Below are 22,458 nucleotides of genomic sequence, written 5' to 3' on the forward strand. Positions count from 1 at the left end.
GCACTGCAACGCACCGCACTGCGTTCAACGCAACGAATCGAGCGTGAGCCGGCTTCGTATGCTGACCGTGAACGCACAGCCGCGGCCCGCCGGGTTCTGCGCCAGCTCGATGGTTCCGCCCATGCGCTGGCAGGCTTGCCGCGCAATCGCCAGGCCCAGCCCAGTGCCATGTGCGGAAGTGCCCGCCACACGGTGAAAGCGGTCGAACACCAGCGCATGCTCTTCCAGCGGAATGCCCGGGCCGCTGTCGACGACGGACAGCGTCAGCACGCCGTCTTCGAGCCGCAGCGTCACGATCACGTGCCCGCCCACGTCGACATACTTCACCGCGTTGTCGAGCAGGTTGCGCAGCACCGATTCGTACAACGGCACCGGCAGGCTGAAGCGCACGCTGTCGGGTGATTCGAGCATCAGCTCCAGCTGCCGGTTGGCCGCGTCCTTCGAGGCCTGCGCCAGGTGCCGCCGCGTCAGTTCGGCAACGTCGATGCGCTGCATCTCGGGGTGCGTGGAGCCGTCCATCGTTGCCAGCTCCAGCAACTGCTGGATGAGGTGCGAGCCGCGCGCAATCGCGTGCGTCAGGTGCTGCGCGGCCTCTTCCCGCTCCTTCGGATCGGTGGAGCGCGACAGCACGTGCGCCTGCGCGCCGATCACGGCCAGCGGAGTCCGCAGCTCGTGCGCCGCATCGTTCACGAACGACCGCTCCCGGTCGACCTTGCCCCGCAGTTGAGAGAGCAGGTCTTCGAGTGCGTTCACGAGCGGCTCCAGCTCGGCGTACTTCGGATCGAACCCCAGCGGCGACAGGTCTTCCGCGCTGCGCTGGTGAATTCGCTCGCCCAACATGCGCAGCGGCTTGATGCCCTGCGCGGCGGCAATCCACACGGGCGCCAGCACAAAGGGAAAGGCCACCAGGAAGGGCATGAAGAGCGAACTGCCGATGAACCCGAGCAGCCAGGTAATGCCCGAATGCGGCTCGCCGAGCCACAGCTTCCAGTGCGTGTTGCTCCCCTCGTAAAGCCAGTAGCTCTGGCTGCCGAGCTTGATGTCGACCATGCGGTCGTGCTCGCCCTTCAGTGCATGGCCGGCGATCTGCGGGGACACGTACAGCATCCGCCCGGCGTGGTCCTTCAGCATGAAGACCACCTCCCCGGGCAGGTTGCCCTCGCCGCGGCGCAGCTCGTTGATGAGCTTGGCCATCGAGTCCGTGACGGCCACGGCGACGTCTTCCTTCTCGATGTCGGCCAGCACGGCATTGAGCTGGCGCCCCGCGCGCACCACGCTCGAGTCCGTGCTCATGTTCATGCTGAACTCGATGTACAGGAAGGCGATGAGCGCGGCCCATGCCAGCGTGAAGGCGAACAGCAGCGACAGCGCCACGCGGCGCACCAGGCTGCGCTTGAACAGCCACTTCATGACGCGAGCATGTAGCCGACCCCGCGAACGGTCTTGATGCGCTCGGCGCCGATCTTGCGGCGCAGGTTCGACACATGCACTTCGATGGCGCCGAAGTCGACCGGCTCGCCCAGCGGGTCGAGCCGCTGCGACAGCGTGCCCTTGGGAATCACCGCGCCGGGTTCGCGCGCCAGCTCCAGCACCAGCTGGAATTCGCGCGGCGACAGGTCGAGCACCGCGCCGGCCAGCCGCGCCACGTGGCTGCGCGGTTCGATCTCCAGTTCGCCGAAGGTCCACACGTCGCTGGCCTGGTGCGCGTAGCGCCGCCGCACCGCATGAATGCGGGCCACCAGCTCGGGCGTGGCAAAGGGCTTGACCACGTAGTCGTCGGCGCCGCCATCGAGCCCGGCCAGCCGGTCTTCGAGTGCCGAGCGCGCGGTGATGACGACGATGGGCACCGTCACGCCCGAACGCCGCCAGCGCGAGAGCAGTTGCAGGCCCGAGCCGTCGGGCAGGCTCACGTCGAGCAGCACGCAGCCGCAGGCGTCGCCCTCGAAGGACCGGGGTGCGTCGGCGATGCGGCGCAGCCACTCGATGCTGAAACCCTCGGCCTTGAGCGCTTGCGAGAGCGCCCGCCCCAGGTCCAGGTCGTCTTCAATGAGCAGGAGGTGCATGGCCGGATTGTCCATGCACCAACCTTAAGCATTGCCAAAGGTTCGGCGGCAAACAATGCGCTTCCCCCCGATCTACCGGGCAGCCACGGGGGCAACGGTCGGCCGCCCGGATTCATTGGAGTTTTGCGTGGTCCCCGTCTTCAGAATCCCGAAGCGCCGGTCGCTTGTGGCAGCGGTTCTGGTCGCCATGGCACTCTCGGCCTGCGGCGACGGAAGAGCCCCTCCCAGCGCCGCAGAAATGCACCCCGACGACGCGGCGGTACACGCCGTGCTCGTGAAGAAAGAGCCGGACGCCACCGGCAAGCACGGCCTTGAAAAAGACCCGCGCGCGGCCCCGTTCCTGATGCAGCTGCACTGCCGGCTCAGCCGCTGCAGCCTGATCGTTCGGCTGAAGCAATCGCGCCTGCTGCGCGCATTGCTGAAGTAGCGGCTCGCGCGTTTCGAGCGTTTCCCACGCGTCCCACGTTTCCCCCGCCTCCGTGCGGGCAAAACCGGTGCCGGCGCACCGAGGCCACAGAATGGCGCGCATGCAGAACACCACGCCCCTGAAGAACAACCAGGCGCTGCAGCGCGCCTACCTGCTGCTCGTCGCCGTCCTCGTGCTGGTCGGCTGCTGGATCGCTCCCATCGATGCGCCCGCGCGCGAGCAGGTCAACGACGGCCTGAAGCGCGCGCTCACCACCTTCGCCGCGGCACGCGCGCTGGGCGCCGTGGTCTCGGTGGCGCAAGGCACCCAGGTCGATGCCACGCCGGGCGGCGTGGGCGTCAGCTTCGCGCCCGGACAGGCGCTGAAGCCGCTGAACGAACTGATCGAGCAGTTCGCGGCCATCATGCTGGCGGCCAGCGTGTCGTTCGGCATCCAGCTGGTGCTGCTGAACATCGGTGCGCACCACCTCATGTCTTACCTGGTCTGCGCGGTCGCGCTCGCATGGACGGTGGTGCGCTGGCGGCGCGGGCGCTCGCCGCGCTGGCTGCAGTCGGCGCTGATCGGGCTGCTGCTGGTGCGCTTCGCGGTGCCGCTCAGCGCGGTGGCCAACGAAGGCATCTACCGCGTGTTCATGGCCAGCGAGTACCAGACCGCGCTGTCGGGCATCGAGAAATCGCCGACCGCGGTGGTCGATGCAACGCAAGAAGCGCCCACCGCGCAGGAAGGCTGGAAAGACCGCATCGAGCGCTGGCTGCCGAAGCTGCCCAACCTGAAGGCGACCTACGAGCAGATATTGAAGTCGGCGTCGGACTGGGCCGAGCGCATCGTCAAGCTCATTGCGCTGTTCGTGCTGCAGACCATCGTGCTGCCGCTGGGCTTCCTGTTCCTTGCATGGCGGCTTGCGCGAGCGGCCATACGCGAGCCCGCCATTCGAAACGCCGCGGCTTAGCGTTTCCCTGCGAGTGGTAGCAAACTGGCGGCCCGAAGCACCACCGAGGACTCCCGATGCAGATTCGCGAACTCGCCACCGGCCTGCAGTTTCCCGAAGGGCCGATCGCCATGGACGACGGCTCCGTGCTGCTGGTCGAAATTGCACGCGGCACGCTCACGCGGGTGCGCGCCGATGGGCTGGTGCAGGTGGTCGCCGACCTGGGTGGAGGACCGAACGGCGCGGCCATCGGGCCCGACGGCGCGGTGTACGTGTGCAACAACGGCGGGTTCAGGTGGCACACCGAAGCCGACGGCTGCGTGCGGCCGGTGGGCCAGGCGGCCGACTATTCAGGCGGTCGCATCGAGCGCATCGACCTGGCCACGGGCCGCGCAGAACGCCTGTACGACACGGTCGAGGGCGGCGCGCTTTGCGGCCCCAACGACATCGTGTTCGACGCGCAAGGCGGCTTCTACTTCACCGACCTGGGCAAGGTGCGCGAGCGCGACATGGACCGCGGCGGCCTGTTCTACGGCCATGCCGATGGCAGTGCCGCCCATGCGATCGCACGGCCCGTGATGACGCCCAACGGCATCGCGCTTTCGCCCGACGGCCAGACCCTCTACTACGCCGAGACCGAAGGCGCGCGCGTCTGGGCCTTCGACATCACGGCACCGGGGCGCGTGCGCAAGGACGGTTGGCCCTCGCCGCATGGCGGCCGCATGCTGTGCGCCTCGCCGGGCGGGCACTACCAGCGCTTCGATTCGATGGCGGTCGATGCATTGGGCAACCTGTGCGTGGCCACGCTGCTGCATGGCGGCATCAGCATCGTCGCGCCCGATGGCGGCAGCGTCGAGCACGTGCCGCTGCCCGACCGCTACACCACCAACATCTGCTTCGGCGGGCGCGACCGGCGCACGGCTTTCGTCACCCCGTCGGGCAGCGGCCGGCTGATCGCCATCGACGACTGGCCCACGCCCGGCCTGGCGCTGAACTTCCAGGCCTGACTGCTACGCATCACGACACCACCTGGTAGTACAGGTTCTGCGGGTGCTTGGCCTGCGCAAAGAAGAACCAGCGCTCGGCCAGCAGGCCCGGTGCCTGCACCAGCACCGCAAGCAGCCACGGCCACGTGAGACCACCGCCCATCAAGCCGCACACCAGCAGCAGCGCCGGCAACGCGAAGGCCAGCAACAGGAAGCCGAGCTTCATGTTCTTCAGCGCGGCGAGCGAAGCGCCGTGAAAGAACTCGCGCGTGTTGAACGACCCGGCCGACATGCCCATCGACTTCTGCACCAGCTTCTGCGTGCGGATGCCGGTGGCCGATTGCAAGGTCGACTTGTGGCGAATGCCCGCGTTGCGCCGCAGCGCCTTTGCCCGCGCGGCCCATGCCGCCAGCGTGGCAACGAGCGCGCACGGCCCGAAGACCTGCACGAAGCGCGCCTCGCCCGCCAGCGCCGCCATTGCACAGGCCAGCACCAGCCCCGACGACAGGCCGATCAGCGTGAAGTTGACGATGGTCAGCGGATGCGCCCACTCCTCGATGAAGCGCAGGCAGGCGTAGATCATCGCGGTGCAGTACCACAGCGCGACGGCGCCGCACAGCACCAGCACCGGCAGCAGCCACGTGAACGGTGCACCGGCGCCGAACTGCAACGACAGCCACCACAGCGCCACCAGCGCGATGAAGCCCGGCAGCACGATCACTTCGCGCGACATCCACGAGGTGCGCCACATCAGCACCGCACGCCAGGCGCGCGTCTTGCGGCCCAGGTGCATGAACGACGCGGCCAGGCCGGCCACGAGCAGCACCTCGGCCACGCCCAGCGCCATCAACAGGAAACCCGGCGACAGCCCGAGGCCGAACAACACCGCCAGCGCCAGCGTGAACACCAGCCCCTGCGCGGCACCCGACAGCGTGGTGAAGAAAAGAATCGAGAACGCGGGATGCATCTTCTGGCTACTCCCTCGGCGCGTCGGTCGACTGCGTGATGTGACGCGGCAGGTACTGGTTGGCGGGGTTGGTTTCCCACTCGGGCATCAGCTGGTAGCCGCCGCGTTCGCGAATGGCCTTCGACACGTCGGAGTCCGGGTCCTTCACGTCGCCGAAGATGCGCGCGCCCGTGGGGCAGGCTTTCACGCAGGCGGGCTTGCGGTCTTCCTTGGGCAACTGCTCGTCGTAGATGCGGTCGACGCACAGCGTGCACTTGGTCATGACCTGGCGTTCTTCATCGAGCTCGCGTGCGCCATAAGGGCAGGCCCACGCGCAGTACTTGCAGCCGATGCACTTGTCGTAGTCGACCAGCACGATGCCGTCTTCCTTGCGCTTGTAGCTGGCGCCCGTGGGGCACACCGGCACGCACGGTGGGTCTTCGCAGTGCAGGCAGCTCTTGGGAAAGTGGATGGTCTCGGTGACCGGGAACGCGCCGGCCTCGTAGGTCTGCACGCGGTTGAAGAAGGTGCCGGTGGGGTTGGCGGCGTAGGGCCGCTCATCGGCCAGCGGGCCGGCGCTGCCGGAGGTGTTCCATTGCTTGCAGGAGGTGACGCAGGCATGGCAGCCGACGCAGACGTTGAGGTCGATGACGAGGGCGAGTTGCTTGGCGAGCGTTTCGCCCTGCTCGGCGCGTTGCGTGGTTTTACTCCCTCCCCTCCCGGGGGAGGGTTGGGGTGGGGGCAGCGGCGCATCAACTGCAGGCCGCGCTTCAATGAAGGCCGTCGTGCCCCCACCCCAGCCCTCCCCCGGAAGGGGAGGGAGCGAAACCGGAGACGGGGCCGCCATCAGGTCCTTCAACCACTGCATCATTTCTTCCCCCTCCCCGCAAAGTACGTCAGCACGCTCGCCGCCTTCCCCAGCACCCCGGGCGCGCTCGGCATGCTCGCCATCTGCGGAAATGTCTCTTCAGGCTCGCCAGGTTCCGCCGGCCTTATGCGCACCCGCACGTCGTACCACCCCGCCTGCCCGGTGATCGGGTCCGAGTTGCTGATGCGTCCGCTCGCCGTTCCCGCGAACGGCAGCTCTTCGCTGATCAGGTGGTTCAGCAGGAAACCCTTGCGCGCTTCGTCCGAGCCCGGCGCCAGTTGCCAAGCGCCATCGGCCTTGCCGATCGCATTCCACGTCCACACCGTGCCCGGCTCCACGGCCTCGCTGTAGCGAAGCATGCAACGCACCTTGCCCCACTGGCTCTCGACCCAGCACCAGCCGCCGTCGGCAATGCCCGCCGCTTCGGCGGTGAGCGGGTTCACGTGCAGGTAGTTGTGGCTGTGGATCTGCCGCAGCCACGCGTTCTGCGAATCCCACGAGTGGTACATCGCCATCGGCCGTTGCGTCAGCGCATTGAGCGGATAGGCGTCGAGGTCGGTCGCGGCTTCTTCGAGCGGTGCATACCAGAAAGGCAGCGGGTCGAAATACGTGTCGATGCGCTCGCGCAAGGCATCGGGCGGTTGCCGCCCGGGGCTCTTGCCCTGTGCCGCGAGGCGGAAGCTCTGCAGCGTGTCGGAATACAGCGCCAGCTGCACCGGGTCGTTGCGTTGCCGCCAGCCCTTGTCTTTCGCAAAGTCCAGGTACTCCCGGTTCCAGTTGCGCATGTAGTGCATCGTCTCGGGCATGTGGTACTGGAACACGCAGTTGTTCTGCGCATACGCCTCCCACTGCTTCGGGTTGGGCGCGCCGCGCAGGTGCTCGGTGCCGTCCTTGCCGCGCCAGCCCATCAGGAAACCGATGCCCGGCTGCGGCTCGAAGTTGACGACGAAGTCCGGGTAGCCCGTGTACTTGCGCCCGCCCTCGGGCGTGGTGAAGGCCGGAAACTTCAGCCGCGACGCCAGCTCGATCAGCACCTCCTGGAAGGGCTTGCACTCCCCGGTCGGCGGCACCACCGGCACGCGCACCGAATCGACCGGCCCGTCGAACTCCGAGATCGGCCGGTCGAGCATTCCCATCACGTCGTGGCGCTCCAGGTAGGTGGTGTCGGGCAGCACCAGGTCGGCAAAGGCCACGGTCTCGCTCTGGAAGGCGTCGCACACCACCAGGAACGGAATCATGTGCTCGCCCTTCTCGTCCTTGCGGTTGAGCATCTCGCGCACGCCCATGGTGTTCATGCTCGAATTCCACGCCATGTTGGCCATGAAGATCATCAGCGTGTCGATGCGGTAGGGGTCGCCCTTCGCCGCGTTGGTGATCACGTTGTGCATGAGCCCGTGCGCCGACAGCGGGTGCTCCCACGAAAACGCATGGTCGATGCGGATCGGCGAGCCGTCGGGGTTGATGGCCAGCTCGTCCGGGCTGGCCGGAAAACCCAGCGGCGCCGCGTTGAGCGGCGTGTTCGGCTGGATCATTCCCGGGTCGTTGAAGGCCCGGTAGTTGGGCACGATGTGCCTCGGGTACGGTGCCTTGTGCCGAAAGCCGCCAGGCGCGTCGATGGTGCCGAGCACGCTCATCAGCACCGCCAGCGCACGCACGGTCTGGAATCCGTTCGAATGCGCCGCCAGCCCGCGCATCGCATGAAAGGCCACCGGCCGCGCCTGCGTGGTCGGGTGCTTCTTGCCCCAGGCATCGGTCCAGGGAATGGGCAGTTCGAAGGCCTGCTTCAGCGCCGTGTCGCCCATCTCGCGCGCCAGCTTGCGGATGCGCGCCGCATCGATGCCGGTGATGGCCTGCGCCCATTCGGGCGTGCAGCTCGCCACGCGCTCGCGCAGCAACTGGAACGACGGCGCCACGCGCGTGCCGTCGGCCAGCGTGTAGTGGCCTTCGAGCGCGGGGTCGCACCCGTCTTCGATGCCTTCGGGGTAGGCGGGCTTCACGCTGCCGCTGGCCTTGTCCCACACCAGCTTGTTGTGCGGGTTGCGCCCATCGCCGGGCGGACCGCGCTCGGGGTCGAAGGCGAACAGCCCTTCGCGCTCGCAATCGTCCAGCACCACCAGCTGCGGGGCGTTGGTGAAGCGCTTGAGGAATGCATGGTCCACCAGTTCGTTGCCGATCAGCTCGTGCAGCAGCGCCATGAACAGCGCGCCGTCGGTGCCCGGCTTGATCGGAATCCATTCGTCGGCAATGGCCGAGTAGCCCGTGCGCACCGGGTTGATGGAAATGAAGCGCCCGCCCGCCCGCTTGAACTTGCTGATGGCAATCTTCATCGGGTTGCTGTGGTGGTCTTCGGCCGTGCCGATCATCACGAACAGCTTGGCGCGTTCCAGGTCGGGCCCGCCGAACTCCCAGAAGCTGCCGCCGATGGTGTAGATCATTCCCGCGGCCATGTTGACCGAGCAGAAGCCGCCGTGCGCCGCGTAGTTGGGCGTGCCGAACTGCCGCGCGAACAGGCCGGTGAGCGCCTGCATCTGGTCGCGCCCCGTGAACAGCGCGAACTTCTTCGGGTCGGTGGCGCGGATGTGGCCCAGGCGCTCGGTCAGCATGCCGTAGGCGCGCTCCCAGCTGATGGGCTCGAACTCCCCGGCCCCGCGCTCGCTGCCGGCCTTGCGCAGCAGCGGCTGCGTGATGCGCGCGGGCGACACCTGCTTCATGATGCCCGACGAGCCCTTGGCGCAGATCACGCCCTGGTTCAGCGGGTGGTTCGGGTTGCCGTCGATGTAGCGCACCTCAGGCCCCTTCTCACCCTCGCGCAGGTGCACGCGAATGCCGCAGCGGCAGGCGCACATGTAGCAGGTGGTGGTCTTGACCTCGGTATCGGCCGTGGGCGTGGGGGCCGACAGCGGATCGTGCACGGGCTCGCGGGACAGGAAACTGAACACTGGCGGTCCTTTGTTTTCAAGCGGGGGCTGTGCCGATGCTAGAGGCCTTCCATCGAACGAAAAAGCGCAGAATATTGCTCACGATGACCGGAAAAACAGATCAGCAATCCGCCCAGCGGCTGCGCCTCAACCTGCGCCAGCTCGAAGTGTTCGTGGCCACCGCGCGCGGCGGCAGCACCCGCGCCGCGGCCGACCGCATCGCGCGCTCGCAGTCGGCCGCGAGCAGCGCGCTCGCCGACCTCGAAACCTCTGTTGGCGCCCTGCTGTTCGACCGCATCGGCCGCCGGCTGGTGCTCAATGAAAACGGCCGCGCGCTGCTGCCCAAGGCGCAGGCGCTGCTCGACCAGGCCAGCGACGTGCAGGCGCTGTTCAGCGGCGAGCACGCGGCACCGCTGCGGGTGGCGGCCAGCTTCACCATCGGCGAGTACCTGCTGCCCGAACGCGTGTCGCAATGGACCGCCCTGCATCCGCAGAGCCAGGTGCGGCTGCACATCGCGAACACGCGCGATGTGATCGAGGCGGTGGCGGGCTTCGACGTCGATGTCGGCTTCATCGAAGGGCCGCAGACCCACCCCGACCTCGTGGTGCGCGCATGGCGCGAAGACGAACTGGTGATCGTGGCCGCGCCCGGCCATGCGTTGGCGAACCGCATCGCCACCCACCGGCAGTTGTCGCAAGCCACCTGGGTGCTGCGAGAACACGGCTCGGGCACGCGGCAAGTCACCGACGCCTGGCTGATCCAGAACCTCGACCAGGTGCACGTGGGCTTCGAGCTGGGCAGCACCGAGGCCATCAAGCGCGTGGTGGCCTCGGGCACCGGCCTGGCCTGCCTGTCGCGCTACACAGTGGCGCAGGCGCTGGAAGACGGCCACCTGGTCGAGCTGCGCACGCGCTTGCCCGCGGGCATGCGCCGGCTGGCCACGGTGATGCACCGCGACAAGCTGCTGGGCCGCGCCACCGCCGACTTTCTTCGCCATTGCGGGGCGACCGTGCCGCGCACGCAGGCCAGCCGCCAGGCCTGACGACACCCGCGCGGCCGTTCAGGCCGGCCGCGACAGCAGGTGCACGTACTCGTACTGCGCCGTGTTGATGGTCGACACGCGGTACTCCACCGGCTTGTCGCCGAAGGTGAGCGCGGTGCGCTTCACCTCCATCACCGGGGCGCCCTGCGCCACGCCGAGGATGCGCACCACGCTTCGGTCGGCCGCCATGGCGCGTGCGCGTTCGCGCGCCAGCGTCACGGTGATGCCGAACTCGGTCTGGTAGAGGTGGTAGATGGTGCTCGGCCGCTCGCGAAAGCGCTTCTCGGTCAGGCCCTTGAACAGCAGCGCCGGCAGCGTGAGCCGGTCGTGGATCACCGCCCTGCCCTGCAGCAGCAAGCGGTTGTCGATCTGGATGGCCGGCTCGCCGGTTCGCAGGCCCAGCGCCTGCGCGGGCTCCTCGTCCATGCGCACGCGCTCGAAGGCGACGAACTCCACCTGTGGCGCCTGCCGCAGCCCGTCGCTGCGCTCGACGTGGAAGAACTGGAACATGAAGCGGTCGGCGTTGTGCACCGCAACGAAAGTGCCGCGCCCCTGCCGCCGCACCAGGATGTGCTCGGCCACGAGGTCGTCCGTCGCATGGCGCAGCGTGCCGATCGACACGCCCAGCGCAGCGGCCAGTTCGGTCTCGCTCGGCAGCGTGCTGCCGGCCGCGCAGCGCCCCGATTCGATGGCGCGCAGCAGCGAGCGCTTGACCAGCCGGTAGAGCGGCGCGCCCGCCGAGTCGGCGGGTATCGGTTCGAACACGGACGGGTCGGTCGGGCGGGGCATGGCGCGATTGTTGGGCAGCATCGCAATTCATTCAAGTCATTCATATGACCTGTTTGACACCCGGAGACACGCGCTCGGACACTGGCCCGGCTGCAAATTTTCAGCGAGTCACAACAGGAGACAACGATGATTCATTTCGTTCTGCACGACGCCAAGGACACGGTCGCGGTCGTGGTGGTGGAAGGCGTCAAGGCCGGCATGTCGCTCACCGGCTGGATCATGGACGAGGACCGGATGACCAGCGTCGATGCGCGCCAGGACATCCCGATCGGCCACAAGGTCGCGCTCAAGGACATGGCCACCGGCGACACGGTGTGGAAGTACGGCATCGACATGGGCAAGGTGGTCGCGCCGATCAAGGCCGGCGAACACGCGCACGTCCAGAACATCAAGACCAAGCGCTGGTAAGAACCCGCCCGCTTCGCCAACTCCCCTCACCCACGAATCCGAAAGCACAGCATGTCCATCATTTCCAAAGACACCACCTTCCTGGGCTACCGCCGCGAAAACGGCCGCGTCGGCGTGCGCAACCACGTCATCATCCTGCCGCTGGACGACCTCTCCAACGCCGCCGCGGAAGCCGTGGCGCACAACATCAAGGGCGCGCTCGCCATTCCGCATCCCTACGGCCGCCTGCAGTTCGGCGCCGATCTCGACCTGCACTTCCGCACGCTCATCGGCGCGGGCTGCAACCCCAACGTGGCGGCCGTGGTCGTCATCGGCATCGAGGACAGCTGGACGCAGAAGGTGGTCGACGGCATTGCCACCACGGGCAAGCCGGTGGCGGGCTTCGGCATCGAGGGCCACGGCGACCACGACACCATCCTGCGCGCGAGCAAGGTGGCGCGCGAGTTCGTGCAGAACGCCAGCGAGAAGCGGCGCGAGCCCTGCGGCATTCACGAGCTGTGGGTGTCCACCAAGTGCGGCGAGAGCGACACCACCTCCGGCTGCGGCTCCAACCCCACCGTGGGCAACGCCTTCGACAAACTCTACGAAACCGGCAACACGCTGGTGTTCGGCGAAACCTCGGAGATCACGGGCGGCGAACGCATCGTGGCCGACCGCTGCCGCACGCCCGACGTGAAGGAACGCTTCATGTTCATGTTCAACCGCTACCAGGACATGATCAACCGCCACAAGACCAGCGACCTGTCGGACTCGCAACCCACCAAGGGCAACATCGCGGGCGGCCTGACGACCATCGAAGAAAAAGCGCTCGGCAACATCCAGAAGATCGGCAAGAAGTGCCTGGTCGACGGCGTGCTCGACAAGGCCGAGATTCCCACCAGCCCCGGCCTGTGGTTCATGGACTCATCCAGCGCCGCCGCCGAAATGGTCACGCTGTGCGCCGCCTCGGGCTACGCGGTGCACTTCTTCCCCACGGGCCAGGGCAACGTGATCGGCAACCCGATCCTGCCCGTCATCAAGATCTGCGCCAACCCGCGCACCGTGCGGCTCATGAGCGAGCACGTCGACGTCGACACCTCGGGCCTGCTGCAGCGCGAGATGACGCTCGACCAGGCCGGCGACCAGCTGCTCGAATGCATGCTGCGCACCGCCAACGGCCGGCTCACCGCGGCCGAGGCGCTGGGCCACCGCGAGTTCGTGATGACGCGCTTGTACGAGTCGGCCTGACCCGCGCCATGAAACGCATCGTCATTGCGGAGTTCATGGACGCCGCCGCGGTTGCGCAACTGCGCGAGCGGCACGACGTTCTCTACGACGTGGCCCTGGTGGACGACGGCGCCCGCCTGTACCGCGAAGCGAAGTGGGCCCACGCGCTGATCGTGCGCAACCGCACCCAGGTGCGGGGCGAGCTGCTCGACACGCTGGCCCAGTGCACGGTGGTGGGCCGCCTGGGCGTGGGGCTGGACAACATCGACGTGGCGGGCTGCGAGGCGCGCGGCATCCGCGTGATTCCGGCCACGGGGGCCAATGCGCTGAGCGTGGCCGAATACGTCATTGCCAGCGCGATGCTGCTGTTGCGCGGCGCCTATGGCTCCACGGCCGAAGTCGCGGCGGGCCGCTGGCCGCGCAATGCGCTGTCGAACGGGCGCGAGCTGTCGGGCAAGACGCTCGGCCTGGTCGGCTTCGGCGCCATCGGGCAACTGACGGCGCGGCTTGCGAAAGCGCTGGGCATGCGCACCGTGGCCTTCGACGCGATGATGGATGCGAACCATCCGGCCTTTGCGGAGAACGGCACGCAGCCACTCGGCCTCGACGAACTGGTGGCACAGGCCGATGTGGTGAGCCTGCACGTGCCGCTGGTCGACGGCACGCGCCACCTGTTCGATGCCGCGCGCATCGCGGCGATGAAAGGCGGTGCCGTGCTGATCAACACCTCGCGCGGCGGCATCGTCGACGAAGCGGCCGTGGCGCTCGCGCTGCGCGAAGGCCGGCTCGGCGGTGCGGCGCTCGATGTGTTCGATGCCGAGCCGCTCGCGGCCAGCGCGCATTTCGAGGGCTGCCCCAACCTGCTGCTGACGCCGCACATCGCGGGCGTGACGACCGAGTCGAACGAGCGCGTGAGCAGCCTGATCGCGCGCAAGGTGCTGGAGGCGCTGGAACCATGACGACGATGAGCCTTCAGGACGCGCGCGACGCGGTACGCGCGGCACTGCGCGCGGCCGGCGCCAATGACGCGATGGCCGCGGCAACAGCACGCGCACTGGTGCTGGCCGAGGCGCAAGGACTGGGTTCGCACGGCCTTGGTCGCGTCACCCAGTACGCGACGCACCTGCGCAACGGCCGCGTCAACGGCCATGCAGTGCCCACGCTGCGCCGCGAGAAAGGCGCCGCCGCGCTGATCGACGCGCAAGAGGGCCTGGCCTTCGCCGCCTGCGAGATGGCGGTGGCCGAGGCCATGGCCCGCGCGCGCGACTTCGGCATCGCCATTGCGGGCGTGACCGACAGCCACCACTGCGGCGTGGTGGTCGACCACCTGCGCGCGGTGGCCGAAGCGGGCATGGTCGGCCTGGGCTTCGCCAACTCGCCGGCCGCCATGCCGGCGGCGGGCGGGCGCCACCCCATCTTCGGAACCAACCCGGTGGCCGCGGTGTTTCCGCGCCGCGGAGCGCTGCCGCTGATGATCGACCTGAGCCTTTCCGAAGTGGCGCGCGGCAAGGTGATGGTCGCGGCGAAGCAGGGCAAGCCGATCCCTCCCGGCTGGGCCGTGGACCGCGATGGACAGCCGACCACCGACGCGCAGGCCGCGCTCGAAGGCTCGATGCTGCCCATCGGCGCGGCCAGCAGCCCCAAGGGCGCGATGCTGGCGCTGGTGGTCGAGCTGCTGGTCACCGCGCTCATCGGTGCGCAGTTCGGCTTCGAGGCATCGAGCTTCTTCGAGGACGCGGGCAACCGGCCGCGCATCGGCCAGGCCTTCATCGTCATCGACCCCGGTGCGCTGGCGGGCTCGGCCAGCTACCTCGACCGCGTCGAGGTGCTGGTGGCCGAGATGCTGCGCGACGACGGCGTGCGCCTGCCCGGCGCGCGGCGCGAAGCACTGCGCAGGCGCGCGGAGGCAGACGGCATCGAGGTGCCCGACGCGCTGCTCGCGCAGTGGCGACGGTAGCCGCCGCACGCTTTTTTCCCGAACACAACAACAGGAGACAACACGATGAAACGACGCGAATGGATGCAAGGGACCGCCGCACTGGCGGCCACGGGCTCACTGGCAACGCTGGCAACCCTGGTGCCGGGGCTTGCCAGGGCGCAAGGCGGCGACTACCCGAAGCCGGACGCCACGTTGCGCTACGTGGTGCCTTTTCCGGCGGGCGGCCTCACGGACGTGATGGCGCGGCAGATCGGCCAGCAGCTCGGCGAGCGCTGGAAAGTCAGCGTGCTGGTCGACAACCGGCCCGGCGGCAACGGGCAGATCGGCGCCGACGTGGTGGCCAAGGCGCCGCCCGACGGCAACACGCTGCTGGCGATCACGCTGACGCATGCGGCCAACGTCACGCTGTTCCCCAAGTCGCCGTTCAACTTCCAGAAAGACCTGCGACCGGTGGCGCTGCTGGCCGGCAGCCCGATGCTGATCGTGGTGCCGGTGGCCAGCCCCATCCAGGACCTGAAGGGCCTGATCGCGGCAGCGAAGGAGCGCAAGCTCAACGCCGGCTCCAGCGGCAGCGGCACCCCGCCGCACCTGACGCTGGCGCTCTTCAACGACCTGAACAAGTCCACCGTGCAGCACGTGCCCTACAAGGGCGGCGCACCCTGCATGACCGACCTCATCGGCGGCCAGCTCGACGTGGTGTTCTCGAACATTCCCGAATCGATTCCCCACGTGAAGGGCGGCAAGCTGCGCGCGCTGGCCATTGCCAGCAAGACGCGCTACCCCTCGCTGCCCGACGTGCCGACGACGGCCGAAGCCGGCATGCCGGCGCTGCAGGTCGAGAACTGGACCGGCATGATGGCGCCGGCCGGCATGCCCGATGCCGCGGTGCAGAAGCTGGGTGCCGAGGTGGTGAAGATCCTGTCGCAGCCGGGCCTGGAAGAGCGCATGCGGCAGCAGGGTTTCGTGATCGATGCGCGCGGGCCGGACCGCTTTGCGCCGTTCCTGGCCGAAGAGATTGCGCGCTGGGCGCACGTCATCAAGGCGGCGGACATCCAGCCGAGCTAGCCGGCCAGGCTAGGCGCGCAGCACCTGCGCGGTGTGGTGCGCAATGACCGCCTCTTCGTCGGTGCGCAGCACCCACGCGCTGACCGGGCTCTCCGGCGTGGTGAGCCGCTGCGCGCCGTCGTGGGGGGCGCGGTTGGCGGCGGCATCGACGTTCACGCCCAGCCATTCGCAGTCTTCCAGAATGCGTTCGCGCAGCCCGGCGGCGTTTTCGCCGATGCCGCCGGTGAACACGATGGCATCGACACCGCGCAGCGCCGACGCCAGGCTGCCCATGTGCTGCACCACCTGCTCGACGAAGTGCCCGATGGCTTCGGCCGCGGCGGGCTCGGCGGAGGCTTCGAGCGCGCGCATGTCGCTGGACACGCCCGACATGCCGAGCAGGCCCGATTCGCGGAACAGCAGCGTCTCGACCTGGTCGGCCGACATGCCGCGCGAGCGCATCAGGTACAGCACCACGGCCGCATCGATGTGGCCGCAGCGCGTGCCCATGGTGAGGCCGTCGAGCGGAGAAAAAGTCATCGTGGTGGCCACCGAGCGGCCTTGCGCAATGCCGCACATCGAGGCGCCGTTGCCCAGGTGCGCGACGATCAATCGCCGCTGCGCCAGTTCGGGCGCCACATGCGCCAGCTGCGCCACGATGGATTCGTACGACAGCCCATGGAAGCCATAGCGCCGCACGCCCGCGTCGTGCAGCGCGCGCGGCAATGCGAAGCGGCGGTTGACCTCGGGCTGCACCGCGTGGAAGGCGGTGTCGAAGCACGCCACCTGCGGCACGCCCTCGAAAGCGGCCATGGCCGCGCGCACGCCGGCCAGGTTGTGCGGCTGGTGCAGCGGTGCCAGCGGCTCCAGCCTGGCCAGTGCTTCGAGCACCTGCGCATCGATGCGCACCGGGGCCACGAAGTCGGTGCCGCCATGCACGATGCGGTGCCCGACACCGGCAATGCGCCGGCCGTCGCCCTGCTGGGCATGCCAGTCGAGCAGCGCCGCGAGCGCGCCCTGGTGCGAGGCCTGCGCGCCATCGAGCGGCGCGTCGTGCAGGGTCTCGCCCTTGGCATCGCGCACGCGCAGCCGCGCCTTCAGGCCCGCGCCCAGGCCATCGGCCTGGCCCGACCACAGCGCCGCTGGCAGCACACGGCCATCGCTGCGTGCCTCATCGGCCGCATCGAACAGCGCGACCTTGATCGACGACGATCCGGCGTTGAGAGTCAGCAGCGCATCGGCCATGGGTGGTTCAGACGTAGTCCTTGTACTTGTCGAGGAATCGTACAGGCTTGGCCAGCGCGTCGCGGCGGAACGGGTCGCCCAGTTCGCGGGTGCACATGATCTCGATGACGCAGGTCTTGCCTTCGTTCATCTGCATGTCGATGGCCTTCTTGAGCGCGGGGCCCACATCTTCGAGCTTGTCGACCACGATGCCTTCGGCGCCCATGGCCTTGGCAATGCCCGCGAAGCTTTCGCTTTCGAGTTCGCCCGCGACGAAGCGGCGGTTGTAGAAGTCGACCTGGTTCTTCTTCTCCGCGCCCCACTGGCGGTTGTGAAAGACCACGGCCGTCACCGGAATGTCGTGGCGCACGGCCGTCATGATTTCCACCATGCTCATGCCCCACGCACCGTCACCGGCATAGGCCACGGCCGGGCGGTCGGGTGCCGCGCACTTGGCGCCGATCATGGTCGGCAGCGAGTAGCCGCAGTTGCCGAAGCTCATCGGTGCGAAGAAGCTGCGCGGCTCCTCGAAGCGCAGGTAGCTGTTGGCAATGGCGTTGATGTTGCCGATGTCGGTGGACACCATCACGCGCGGCGGCATGGCTTTTTCCAGCTCACGCAGCACCTGGCGCGGATGCAGGTAGCTGCCGCCGGTGGGCGTTTTCTCGCCCTTGGCTTCCTCGATGGCGTCCAGGCTGTACTGGTCGCGCTCGTGGGTCCATTCATCGAGTTCTTTTTCCCAGGCGGCCTTCTCGGCCTTGATCTTGTCGGCGCGCTCGGCCTTGGTGGCATCGCAGGCCAGCGTCTTGCCTTGCAGTCGCTTGAGCAGTTCCTTGGCCGTGGCCTTCGCGTCGCCGTGGATGCCCACGGTGATCTTCTTCACCAGCCCGAGGTTGGTGTGGTCGGCTTCGACCTGGATGATCTTCGCGTCCTTCGGCCAGTAGTCCATGCCGTGCTGCGGCAGCGTGCCGAACGGGCCCATGCGCGAGCCGAGCGCCAGCACCACGTCGGCCTGCGCGATGAGCTTCATCGCGGCCTTGGAGCCCTGATAGCCCAGCGGGCCGGCCCACAGTGGATGGCTCGCGGGAAAAGAGTCGTTGCGCAGGTAGCCGTTGGCGACCGGTGCGCCCAGGCGTTCGGCCAGCGCCTGGCACTCGGCCACGGCATCGCCCATGACCACGCCGCCGCCCGAAAGAATCACCGGGAACTTGGCCGAGGCCAGCAGTTCGACCGCGGCGTCCAGGCTGTTCTCGCCGCCCGCGCCGCGCTCCACGCGCATGGGCTTCGGGATCTCGACCGTGATCTCGCCGTAGAAGTAGTCGCGCGGAATGTTCAGCTGCGTCGGGCCCATCTCGGAGATGGCGCGGTCGAAGCAGCGCGCCGTGTATTCGGCCATGCGCTTGGGGTTGTTCACGTGGCCCTGGTACTTGGTGAACTCCTGGAACATCGGCAGCTGGTTGGCTTCCTGGAAGCCACCCAGGCCCATGCCCATGGTGCCGGTCTCGGGCGTGATCATCACCACCGGGCTGTGCGCCCAGTAGGCCGCCGCGATGGCCGTCACGCAGTTGCTGATGCCGGGGCCGTTCTGGCCGATGACCAGGCCGTGGCGGCCCGACACGCGCGCATAGCCGTCGGCCATGTGGGCGCCGCCCTGCTCGTGCACCACCGGAATCAGCCGGATGCCGGCGGGCGCGAAGATGTCCATCGCGTCCATGAAGGCCGAGCCCATGATGCCGAAGATGTCGGTCACGCCGTTGGCGACCATGGTCTCGACGAAGGCCTCGGAGGGCGTCATTTTCTGCACGCCGGTGACGGCTTCGCGTGAAGCCTGGTTCGGTGCGGCGGGTTTCTTCTGGCTCATGGAAGGCGTCTCCTGGAGGGATGGTGGGTTGTTCGGCAACTCGAAAAGTCGGAACCCCTTGTTCCGAATTTCATTCCGGCGGAATATAGGACGGCATCGCGCTGGCGTCAAACAATTTACAAAAAACGGTACGCCTTGTCTTGTTTTTTGTAAAAAGACTATGATCCGGCCCCATGAAGATCGTCAAAGGGCTCACGCCAGAGGCCACCGAACCCGCGGGTGACACGCCCACCATGCGGCTGTTCGCGCTGCTCGAAGTCATGGCCGCGAAAGACCTGCGCTACTCGCTGCAGGGCCTGGTCGAAGAAACGGGCCTGCCCAAGCCCACGCTGCACCGCATGCTCCAGCAGCTCGAAGGCGCGGGCCTGCTGCAGCGCGAAGGCGACGGGCGCCACTACGGCATCGGCACGCGGCTGCGGCGGCTGGCCGAGAACCTGCTGCTCAACGACAGCCTGCACGGCGCGCGCCACACGGTGCTGCGCCAGCTGGTCGAAGAGATCGGCGAGAGCTGCAACCTCACGGCGCTGTCGGGCAGCGAGGTGGTGTACCTCGACCGCGTGGAAACGGCCGCGCCGCTGCGCTTCTACCTGCACTCGGGCTCGCGCGTGCCGGTGCATTGCTCGGCCAGCGGCAAGATTTTTCTTTCGCAGATGAGCACCGCGCAACGCCGCCGCCTGTTGTCGAATGCGCCGCTGGAGCCCTACACGCCCAAGACGCTGACCGACCCCGAGGCGCTCGAGAAAGAAGTGCAGCGCGTGCGCAAGAGCGGCTTTGCCATCGACAACGAAGAGTTTTTGCCCGGCCTGCTGTGCATTGCCGCGCTGGTGCCTTCGGGCGACGACGCGCCTTCGAACCTCTGCATCGCGGTGCAGGCGCCGATCATGCGGCTCGACGCGGCCAAGGCGAAGACGCTGCTGCCGGCCTTGCAGCGCGCCGCGCTGGCGCTGAGCCGCATCGACACCGACGCCGGCTCCGACCGCGCGCTGGCCTGATCCTTCATCCGATTCTCGAAAGCCCACACCGTGACCGACACCGCAGACCTTCGGCCCGACCGCATGCTGAGCGTGCGCGAGGTGTTCGGCATCGACACCGACCTGCAGGTGCCCGCTTTCAGCGAGCGCGACGACCATGTGCCCGAGGTCGATGCGGTCTACCGCTTCAACCCCGACGTGACGCTCGCCATCCTCGCGGGCTTCACGCGCGACCGGCGCGTGATGGTGCAGGGCCTGCACGGCACCGGCAAGTCGACACACATCGAGCAGGTGGCCGCGCGGCTGAACTGGCCCTGCGTGCGGCTGAACCTCGACGGCCACATCAGCCGGCTCGACCTCGTTGGCAAGGACGCGGTGGTGCTGCGCGAAGGGCAACAGGTCACCGAGTTCCAGGAAGGCATCGTGCCGTGGTCGCTGCAACGGCCCGTGGCGCTGATCTTCGACGAGTACGACGCGGGCCGGCCCGACGTGATGTTCGTCATCCAGCGCATCCTGGAGCGCGACGGCAAGTTCACGCTCATGGACCAGAACAAGGTGCTGCGGCCGCACCCCTTCTTTCGTTTGTTCGCCACCGCCAACACCGTGGGCCTGGGCAACCTCAACGGGCTGTACCACGGCGCGCAACGCCTGAACCATGCGCAGATCGACCGATGGAACATCGTCGCCTCGCTCAACTACCTGCCGGCCGATGAAGAAATCGCCATCGTGCAGGCGCGCGTGCCGTCACTGGCCGACGACGCCGGGCGCAAGCTCGTCGCGCGGATGGTGGCCGTGGCCGACCTCACGCGCAAGGGCTTCGCGGCGGGTGACCTGTCGACGCTGATGTCGCCGCGCACCGTCATCACCTGGGCCGAGAACGTCGAGATCTTCAAGGACCCGGCGCTGGCCTTTCGCCTGTCGTTCGTCAACAAGTGCGACGACGCCGAACGCCCGCTGGTCGCCGAATATTTCCAGCGCTGCTTCGACCAGGAGCTGAAGGAGTCGCACCAGCTCTCGCCGGGCGCGCAGCAGCCATGACCGACACGCCCGCGAGCGCGATGCAGCGCCGCGTGCGGCAGGAAGAGCTGGTGGCCGAGCTGTGCGCGGGCGTGGTGCGGGCCTTCAGCGGCGAGCGCGACCTGCACTTTCGCGGACGGCGCCTGCACCGTGGACGCGTGGCGTTGCCATGGTTCGCGCCGCACCTGCATCCCTCGCCGGAGACCGACGATTTTTCTTCGTTCCGCGGCGTGGCCGACGGCCTCGCACTGCGCCTTGCCGGCTCCGATGCCGCGCTGCACGAACGCCTGCGCCCCGAAGAACCGGTCGAGCGCATGCTGTTCGAAATGCTGGAGCAGTTCCGCGTCGAAGCGCTCGCACCCGAGGTCATGGCCGGCATGCGCCACAACCTGCGGCACCGCCACGAGCGGTGGTCACTCGCCTTCCACCATTCGGGCCTGACCGACACCGCGCGCGGCCTGCTGTTGTATGCCGTGGCGCAGATCTGCCGCGCCCGCGTCACTGGCCAGCAGGTGGTGGAAGAAACCGAAGACATGCTTGAGGCCACGCGCTTCGCGCTCGCGCCGCTGCTCGGCCACGCGCTCGCGGGCTTGCGCCGCGACCGTGCCGACCAGGCCACCTATGCCGTGCACGCACTGGCCATCGCACGCACCGTCGCCGCGATGCTGCACGAGGCCGGCGACGAAGGCAGCGACGGCGCCGCGCGCGATCCGCACGTGGACGACAAGCGCAGCGTGTTCAGCCTGGTCGCCGACATGGACCAGGAGATCATCGAGCGCTTCACCACCGCCGAGTCGGGCCGCAGCGCGGTGCTCGACGACGCGGGCGGCGCCTACCGTGTGTTCAGCACCGCCTACGACCGCGAGCACGACGCAGCCAGGCTGGCACGCAAGGAAGTGCTCGCCGACCTGCGAGAAAAACTCGACCGCCGCATCGCCGCGCAGGGCGTGAACATCGCCCGCCTGGCGCGCGAACTGCGCGCGCTGCTGGCCGAGCCGACGCGCGACGGCTGGGATGGCGGGCAGGAAGAAGGTGTCATCGACGGCCGCCGCCTCGCGCAGCTCGTGGCCTCCCCCACCGAGCGCCGCCTGTTCCGCACGGAGCACATGGCGCCGGTGGCCGACTGCATGGTGAGCTTCCTGATCGATTGCTCGGGCTCGATGAAGGAGCACGCCGAATCGGTCGCGATGATGGTCGACGTGTTCGCATGTGCGCTCGAGCAGGCGGGCGTGACCAGCGAAGTGCTGGGCTTCACCACCGGCGCCTGGAACGGCGGCCGACCGCAGCGCGAGTGGGTACGCAGCGGCCGGCCTGCTCACCCCGGGCGCCTGAACGAGCGTTGTCACCTGGTGTTCAAGGCCGCGGCCACGCCATGGCGCCGCGCCCGACCTGCAATGGCCGCATTGCTGAAGGCCGACCTGTTTCGCGAGGGCATCGACGGCGAAGCAGTCGACTGGGCCTGCACGCGCCTTCGCGAACGCCCTGAGGCACACAAGCTGCTGCTGGTAATTTCAGATGGTTCGCCGATGGACAGCGCGACGCATCTGGCGAACGACGCGCACTATCTGGACCACCATTTGCGCGATGTGGTGGCTCGGCAGGAGCAGCGTGGCGACATCGCGATTTCGGGGATTGGCGTGGGGCTGGACCTGAGTCCGTACTACAGCCGCAGTCATGTGCTCGACCTGGCCGCGTCGGCGGGCAACACGATTTTTCGCGAGGTTGTCGACCTGATGGCTGGGCGTCATCGGCGGTGAGGCGTTTCTAGCTACATCGCTTCTGTTGTTGCGCTGCTGTTTGGGAGCGGGGTCATTCGGGGC

At 68.1% G+C, this 22,458-nt stretch carries 20 protein-coding genes; 12 read left to right on the plus strand and 8 right to left on the minus strand.

Annotated features, from left to right (window positions below; translation table 11 throughout):
• Positions 1-24 precede the first annotated feature (24 nt).
• Both DBV14_RS14495 and DBV14_RS14500 read right to left on the minus strand, forming a co-directional pair.
• Positions 25-1,410 (minus strand): sensor histidine kinase KdpD, encoded by a 1,386-nt coding sequence (locus DBV14_RS14495; protein ID WP_124459861.1) that lies wholly within the window; start codon positions 1,408-1,410, stop codon positions 25-27.
• Positions 1,407-2,063 carry a response regulator transcription factor gene (locus DBV14_RS14500; protein WP_124459862.1) on the minus strand — a complete coding sequence of 219 codons (657 nt, stop codon included), beginning with the start codon at positions 2,061-2,063 and terminating at the stop codon, positions 1,407-1,409. Before DBV14_RS14500 ends, DBV14_RS14495 begins: the two co-directional genes overlap by 4 nt.
• Before the next feature lie 238 nt (positions 2,064-2,301).
• Between DBV14_RS14500 and DBV14_RS14505 the strand changes: the two genes are divergently transcribed.
• The 3 genes from DBV14_RS14505 to DBV14_RS14515 all read left to right on the plus strand — a co-directional run bounded on the left by DBV14_RS14505 (position 2,302) and on the right by DBV14_RS14515 (position 4,425).
• A complete protein-coding gene (locus tag DBV14_RS14505; protein ID WP_124459863.1) occupies positions 2,302-2,490 on the plus strand; it encodes a hypothetical protein in 189 nt (62 codons plus the stop codon).
• Between the two features lie 100 nt (positions 2,491-2,590).
• Positions 2,591-3,439: a hypothetical protein gene (locus DBV14_RS14510; protein ID WP_124459864.1), complete on the plus strand. Its 849-nt coding sequence runs from the start codon at positions 2,591-2,593 to the stop codon at positions 3,437-3,439.
• A gap of 56 nt (positions 3,440-3,495) precedes the next feature.
• On the plus strand, positions 3,496-4,425 hold the full coding sequence (locus DBV14_RS14515; protein ID WP_124459865.1) for an SMP-30/gluconolactonase/LRE family protein: 930 nt from the start codon (positions 3,496-3,498) through the stop codon (positions 4,423-4,425).
• Positions 4,426-4,435: 10 nt separating this feature from the next.
• On the opposite strand, the gene DBV14_RS14520 is transcribed toward DBV14_RS14515, so the two are convergent.
• The 3 genes from DBV14_RS14520 to DBV14_RS14530 are packed head-to-tail and all read right to left on the minus strand — an operon-like array spanning position 4,436 to position 9,157.
• Positions 4,436-5,371: a DmsC/YnfH family molybdoenzyme membrane anchor subunit gene (locus DBV14_RS14520; protein WP_124459866.1), complete on the minus strand. Its 936-nt coding sequence runs from the start codon at positions 5,369-5,371 to the stop codon at positions 4,436-4,438.
• 7 nt (positions 5,372-5,378) lie between these two features.
• Positions 5,379-6,221 (minus strand): 4Fe-4S dicluster domain-containing protein, encoded by an 843-nt coding sequence (locus tag DBV14_RS14525; protein ID WP_221621890.1) that lies wholly within the window; start codon positions 6,219-6,221, stop codon positions 5,379-5,381.
• Positions 6,218-9,157 (minus strand): molybdopterin oxidoreductase family protein, encoded by a 2,940-nt coding sequence (locus tag DBV14_RS14530; protein ID WP_124459867.1) that lies wholly within the window; start codon positions 9,155-9,157, stop codon positions 6,218-6,220. Before DBV14_RS14530 ends, DBV14_RS14525 begins: the two co-directional genes overlap by 4 nt.
• An 83-nt stretch (positions 9,158-9,240) precedes the next feature.
• On the opposite strand from DBV14_RS14530, the gene DBV14_RS14535 reads away from it, so the two are divergent.
• A complete protein-coding gene (locus DBV14_RS14535; protein WP_124459868.1) occupies positions 9,241-10,179 on the plus strand; it encodes a LysR family transcriptional regulator in 939 nt (312 codons plus the stop codon).
• 18 nt (positions 10,180-10,197) lie between these two features.
• Here DBV14_RS14535 and DBV14_RS14540 read toward each other — a convergent pair whose 3' ends face one another.
• The gene (locus DBV14_RS14540) at positions 10,198-10,968 is read right to left on the minus strand and encodes a GntR family transcriptional regulator (RefSeq protein ID WP_124459869.1); all 771 of its coding nucleotides are present in this window, start codon (positions 10,966-10,968) and stop codon (positions 10,198-10,200) included.
• A 126-nt stretch (positions 10,969-11,094) separates the two neighbouring features.
• Here DBV14_RS14540 and DBV14_RS14545 point away from each other — a divergent pair, with 126 nt between their 5' ends.
• The 5 genes from DBV14_RS14545 to DBV14_RS14565 are packed head-to-tail and all read left to right on the plus strand — an operon-like array spanning position 11,095 to position 15,586.
• Positions 11,095-11,376, plus strand: coding sequence for a UxaA family hydrolase (locus DBV14_RS14545; RefSeq protein ID WP_093238744.1), 282 nt, complete (start codon positions 11,095-11,097; stop codon positions 11,374-11,376).
• A 51-nt stretch (positions 11,377-11,427) separates the two neighbouring features.
• The gene (locus DBV14_RS14550) at positions 11,428-12,603 is read left to right on the plus strand and encodes a UxaA family hydrolase (RefSeq protein WP_124459870.1); all 1,176 of its coding nucleotides are present in this window, start codon (positions 11,428-11,430) and stop codon (positions 12,601-12,603) included.
• Between the two features lie 8 nt (positions 12,604-12,611).
• On the plus strand, positions 12,612-13,541 hold the full coding sequence (locus DBV14_RS14555) for a hydroxyacid dehydrogenase (RefSeq protein ID WP_185546018.1): 930 nt from the start codon (positions 12,612-12,614) through the stop codon (positions 13,539-13,541).
• Positions 13,538-14,539, plus strand: coding sequence for an Ldh family oxidoreductase (locus tag DBV14_RS14560; protein WP_124459871.1), 1,002 nt, complete (start codon positions 13,538-13,540; stop codon positions 14,537-14,539). Before DBV14_RS14555 ends, DBV14_RS14560 begins: the two co-directional genes overlap by 4 nt.
• 45 nt (positions 14,540-14,584) lie before the next feature.
• Positions 14,585-15,586 (plus strand): tripartite tricarboxylate transporter substrate binding protein, encoded by a 1,002-nt coding sequence (locus DBV14_RS14565; protein ID WP_124459872.1) that lies wholly within the window; start codon positions 14,585-14,587, stop codon positions 15,584-15,586.
• 9 nt (positions 15,587-15,595) lie between these two features.
• Here DBV14_RS14565 and DBV14_RS14570 read toward each other — a convergent pair whose 3' ends face one another.
• On the minus strand, positions 15,596-16,810 hold the full coding sequence (locus tag DBV14_RS14570; protein WP_124459873.1) for an acetate/propionate family kinase: 1,215 nt from the start codon (positions 16,808-16,810) through the stop codon (positions 15,596-15,598).
• A 7-nt stretch (positions 16,811-16,817) separates the two neighbouring features.
• Positions 16,818-18,650, minus strand: a complete 1,833-nt coding sequence (xsc, locus tag DBV14_RS14575; RefSeq protein WP_124459874.1) for a sulfoacetaldehyde acetyltransferase — start codon at positions 18,648-18,650, stop codon at positions 16,818-16,820.
• 173 nt (positions 18,651-18,823) lie between these two features.
• Here xsc and DBV14_RS14580 point away from each other — a divergent pair, with 173 nt between their 5' ends.
• The 3 genes from DBV14_RS14580 to DBV14_RS14590 are packed head-to-tail and all read left to right on the plus strand — an operon-like array spanning position 18,824 to position 22,395.
• Positions 18,824-19,642: an IclR family transcriptional regulator gene (locus DBV14_RS14580; RefSeq protein ID WP_124459875.1), complete on the plus strand. Its 819-nt coding sequence runs from the start codon at positions 18,824-18,826 to the stop codon at positions 19,640-19,642.
• 30 nt (positions 19,643-19,672) lie between these two features.
• On the plus strand, positions 19,673-20,659 hold the full coding sequence (locus DBV14_RS14585; protein ID WP_124459876.1) for an AAA family ATPase: 987 nt from the start codon (positions 19,673-19,675) through the stop codon (positions 20,657-20,659).
• On the plus strand, positions 20,656-22,395 hold the full coding sequence (locus DBV14_RS14590) for a cobalt chelatase (protein WP_124459877.1): 1,740 nt from the start codon (positions 20,656-20,658) through the stop codon (positions 22,393-22,395). The genes DBV14_RS14585 and DBV14_RS14590 overlap by 4 nt, the downstream gene beginning before the upstream one ends.
• Positions 22,396-22,458: the final 63 nt, after the last annotated feature.

Origin of the sequence: Variovorax sp. KBW07, from assembly GCF_003852515.1 — a bacterium.
GTDB lineage: Bacteria > Pseudomonadota > Gammaproteobacteria > Burkholderiales > Burkholderiaceae_C > Variovorax.

Bases quoted from the DNA above. Each gene is read 5' to 3' on its own strand.
- DBV14_RS14495 (WP_124459861.1), bottom strand. From the start codon at position 1,410: ATGAAGTGGCTGTTCAAGCGCAGCCTGGTGCGCCGCGTGGCGCTGTCG.
- DBV14_RS14500 (WP_124459862.1), bottom strand. From the start codon at position 2,063: ATGCACCTCCTGCTCATTGAAGACGACCTGGACCTGGGGCGGGCGCTC.
- DBV14_RS14505 (WP_124459863.1), top strand. From the start codon at position 2,302: ATGCACCCCGACGACGCGGCGGTACACGCCGTGCTCGTGAAGAAAGAG.
- DBV14_RS14510 (WP_124459864.1), top strand. From the start codon at position 2,591: ATGCAGAACACCACGCCCCTGAAGAACAACCAGGCGCTGCAGCGCGCC.
- DBV14_RS14515 (WP_124459865.1), top strand. From the start codon at position 3,496: ATGCAGATTCGCGAACTCGCCACCGGCCTGCAGTTTCCCGAAGGGCCG.
- DBV14_RS14520 (WP_124459866.1), bottom strand. From the start codon at position 5,371: ATGCATCCCGCGTTCTCGATTCTTTTCTTCACCACGCTGTCGGGTGCC.
- DBV14_RS14525 (WP_221621890.1), bottom strand. From the start codon at position 6,221: ATGATGCAGTGGTTGAAGGACCTGATGGCGGCCCCGTCTCCGGTTTCG.
- DBV14_RS14535 (WP_124459868.1), top strand. From the start codon at position 9,241: ATGACCGGAAAAACAGATCAGCAATCCGCCCAGCGGCTGCGCCTCAAC.
- DBV14_RS14540 (WP_124459869.1), bottom strand. From the start codon at position 10,968: ATGCCCCGCCCGACCGACCCGTCCGTGTTCGAACCGATACCCGCCGAC.
- DBV14_RS14545 (WP_093238744.1), top strand. From the start codon at position 11,095: ATGATTCATTTCGTTCTGCACGACGCCAAGGACACGGTCGCGGTCGTG.
- DBV14_RS14550 (WP_124459870.1), top strand. From the start codon at position 11,428: ATGTCCATCATTTCCAAAGACACCACCTTCCTGGGCTACCGCCGCGAA.
- DBV14_RS14555 (WP_185546018.1), top strand. From the start codon at position 12,612: ATGAAACGCATCGTCATTGCGGAGTTCATGGACGCCGCCGCGGTTGCG.
- DBV14_RS14560 (WP_124459871.1), top strand. From the start codon at position 13,538: ATGACGACGATGAGCCTTCAGGACGCGCGCGACGCGGTACGCGCGGCA.
- DBV14_RS14565 (WP_124459872.1), top strand. From the start codon at position 14,585: ATGAAACGACGCGAATGGATGCAAGGGACCGCCGCACTGGCGGCCACG.
- DBV14_RS14570 (WP_124459873.1), bottom strand. From the start codon at position 16,810: ATGGCCGATGCGCTGCTGACTCTCAACGCCGGATCGTCGTCGATCAAG.
- xsc (WP_124459874.1), bottom strand. From the start codon at position 18,650: ATGAGCCAGAAGAAACCCGCCGCACCGAACCAGGCTTCACGCGAAGCC.
- DBV14_RS14580 (WP_124459875.1), top strand. From the start codon at position 18,824: ATGAAGATCGTCAAAGGGCTCACGCCAGAGGCCACCGAACCCGCGGGT.
- DBV14_RS14590 (WP_124459877.1), top strand. From the start codon at position 20,656: ATGACCGACACGCCCGCGAGCGCGATGCAGCGCCGCGTGCGGCAGGAA.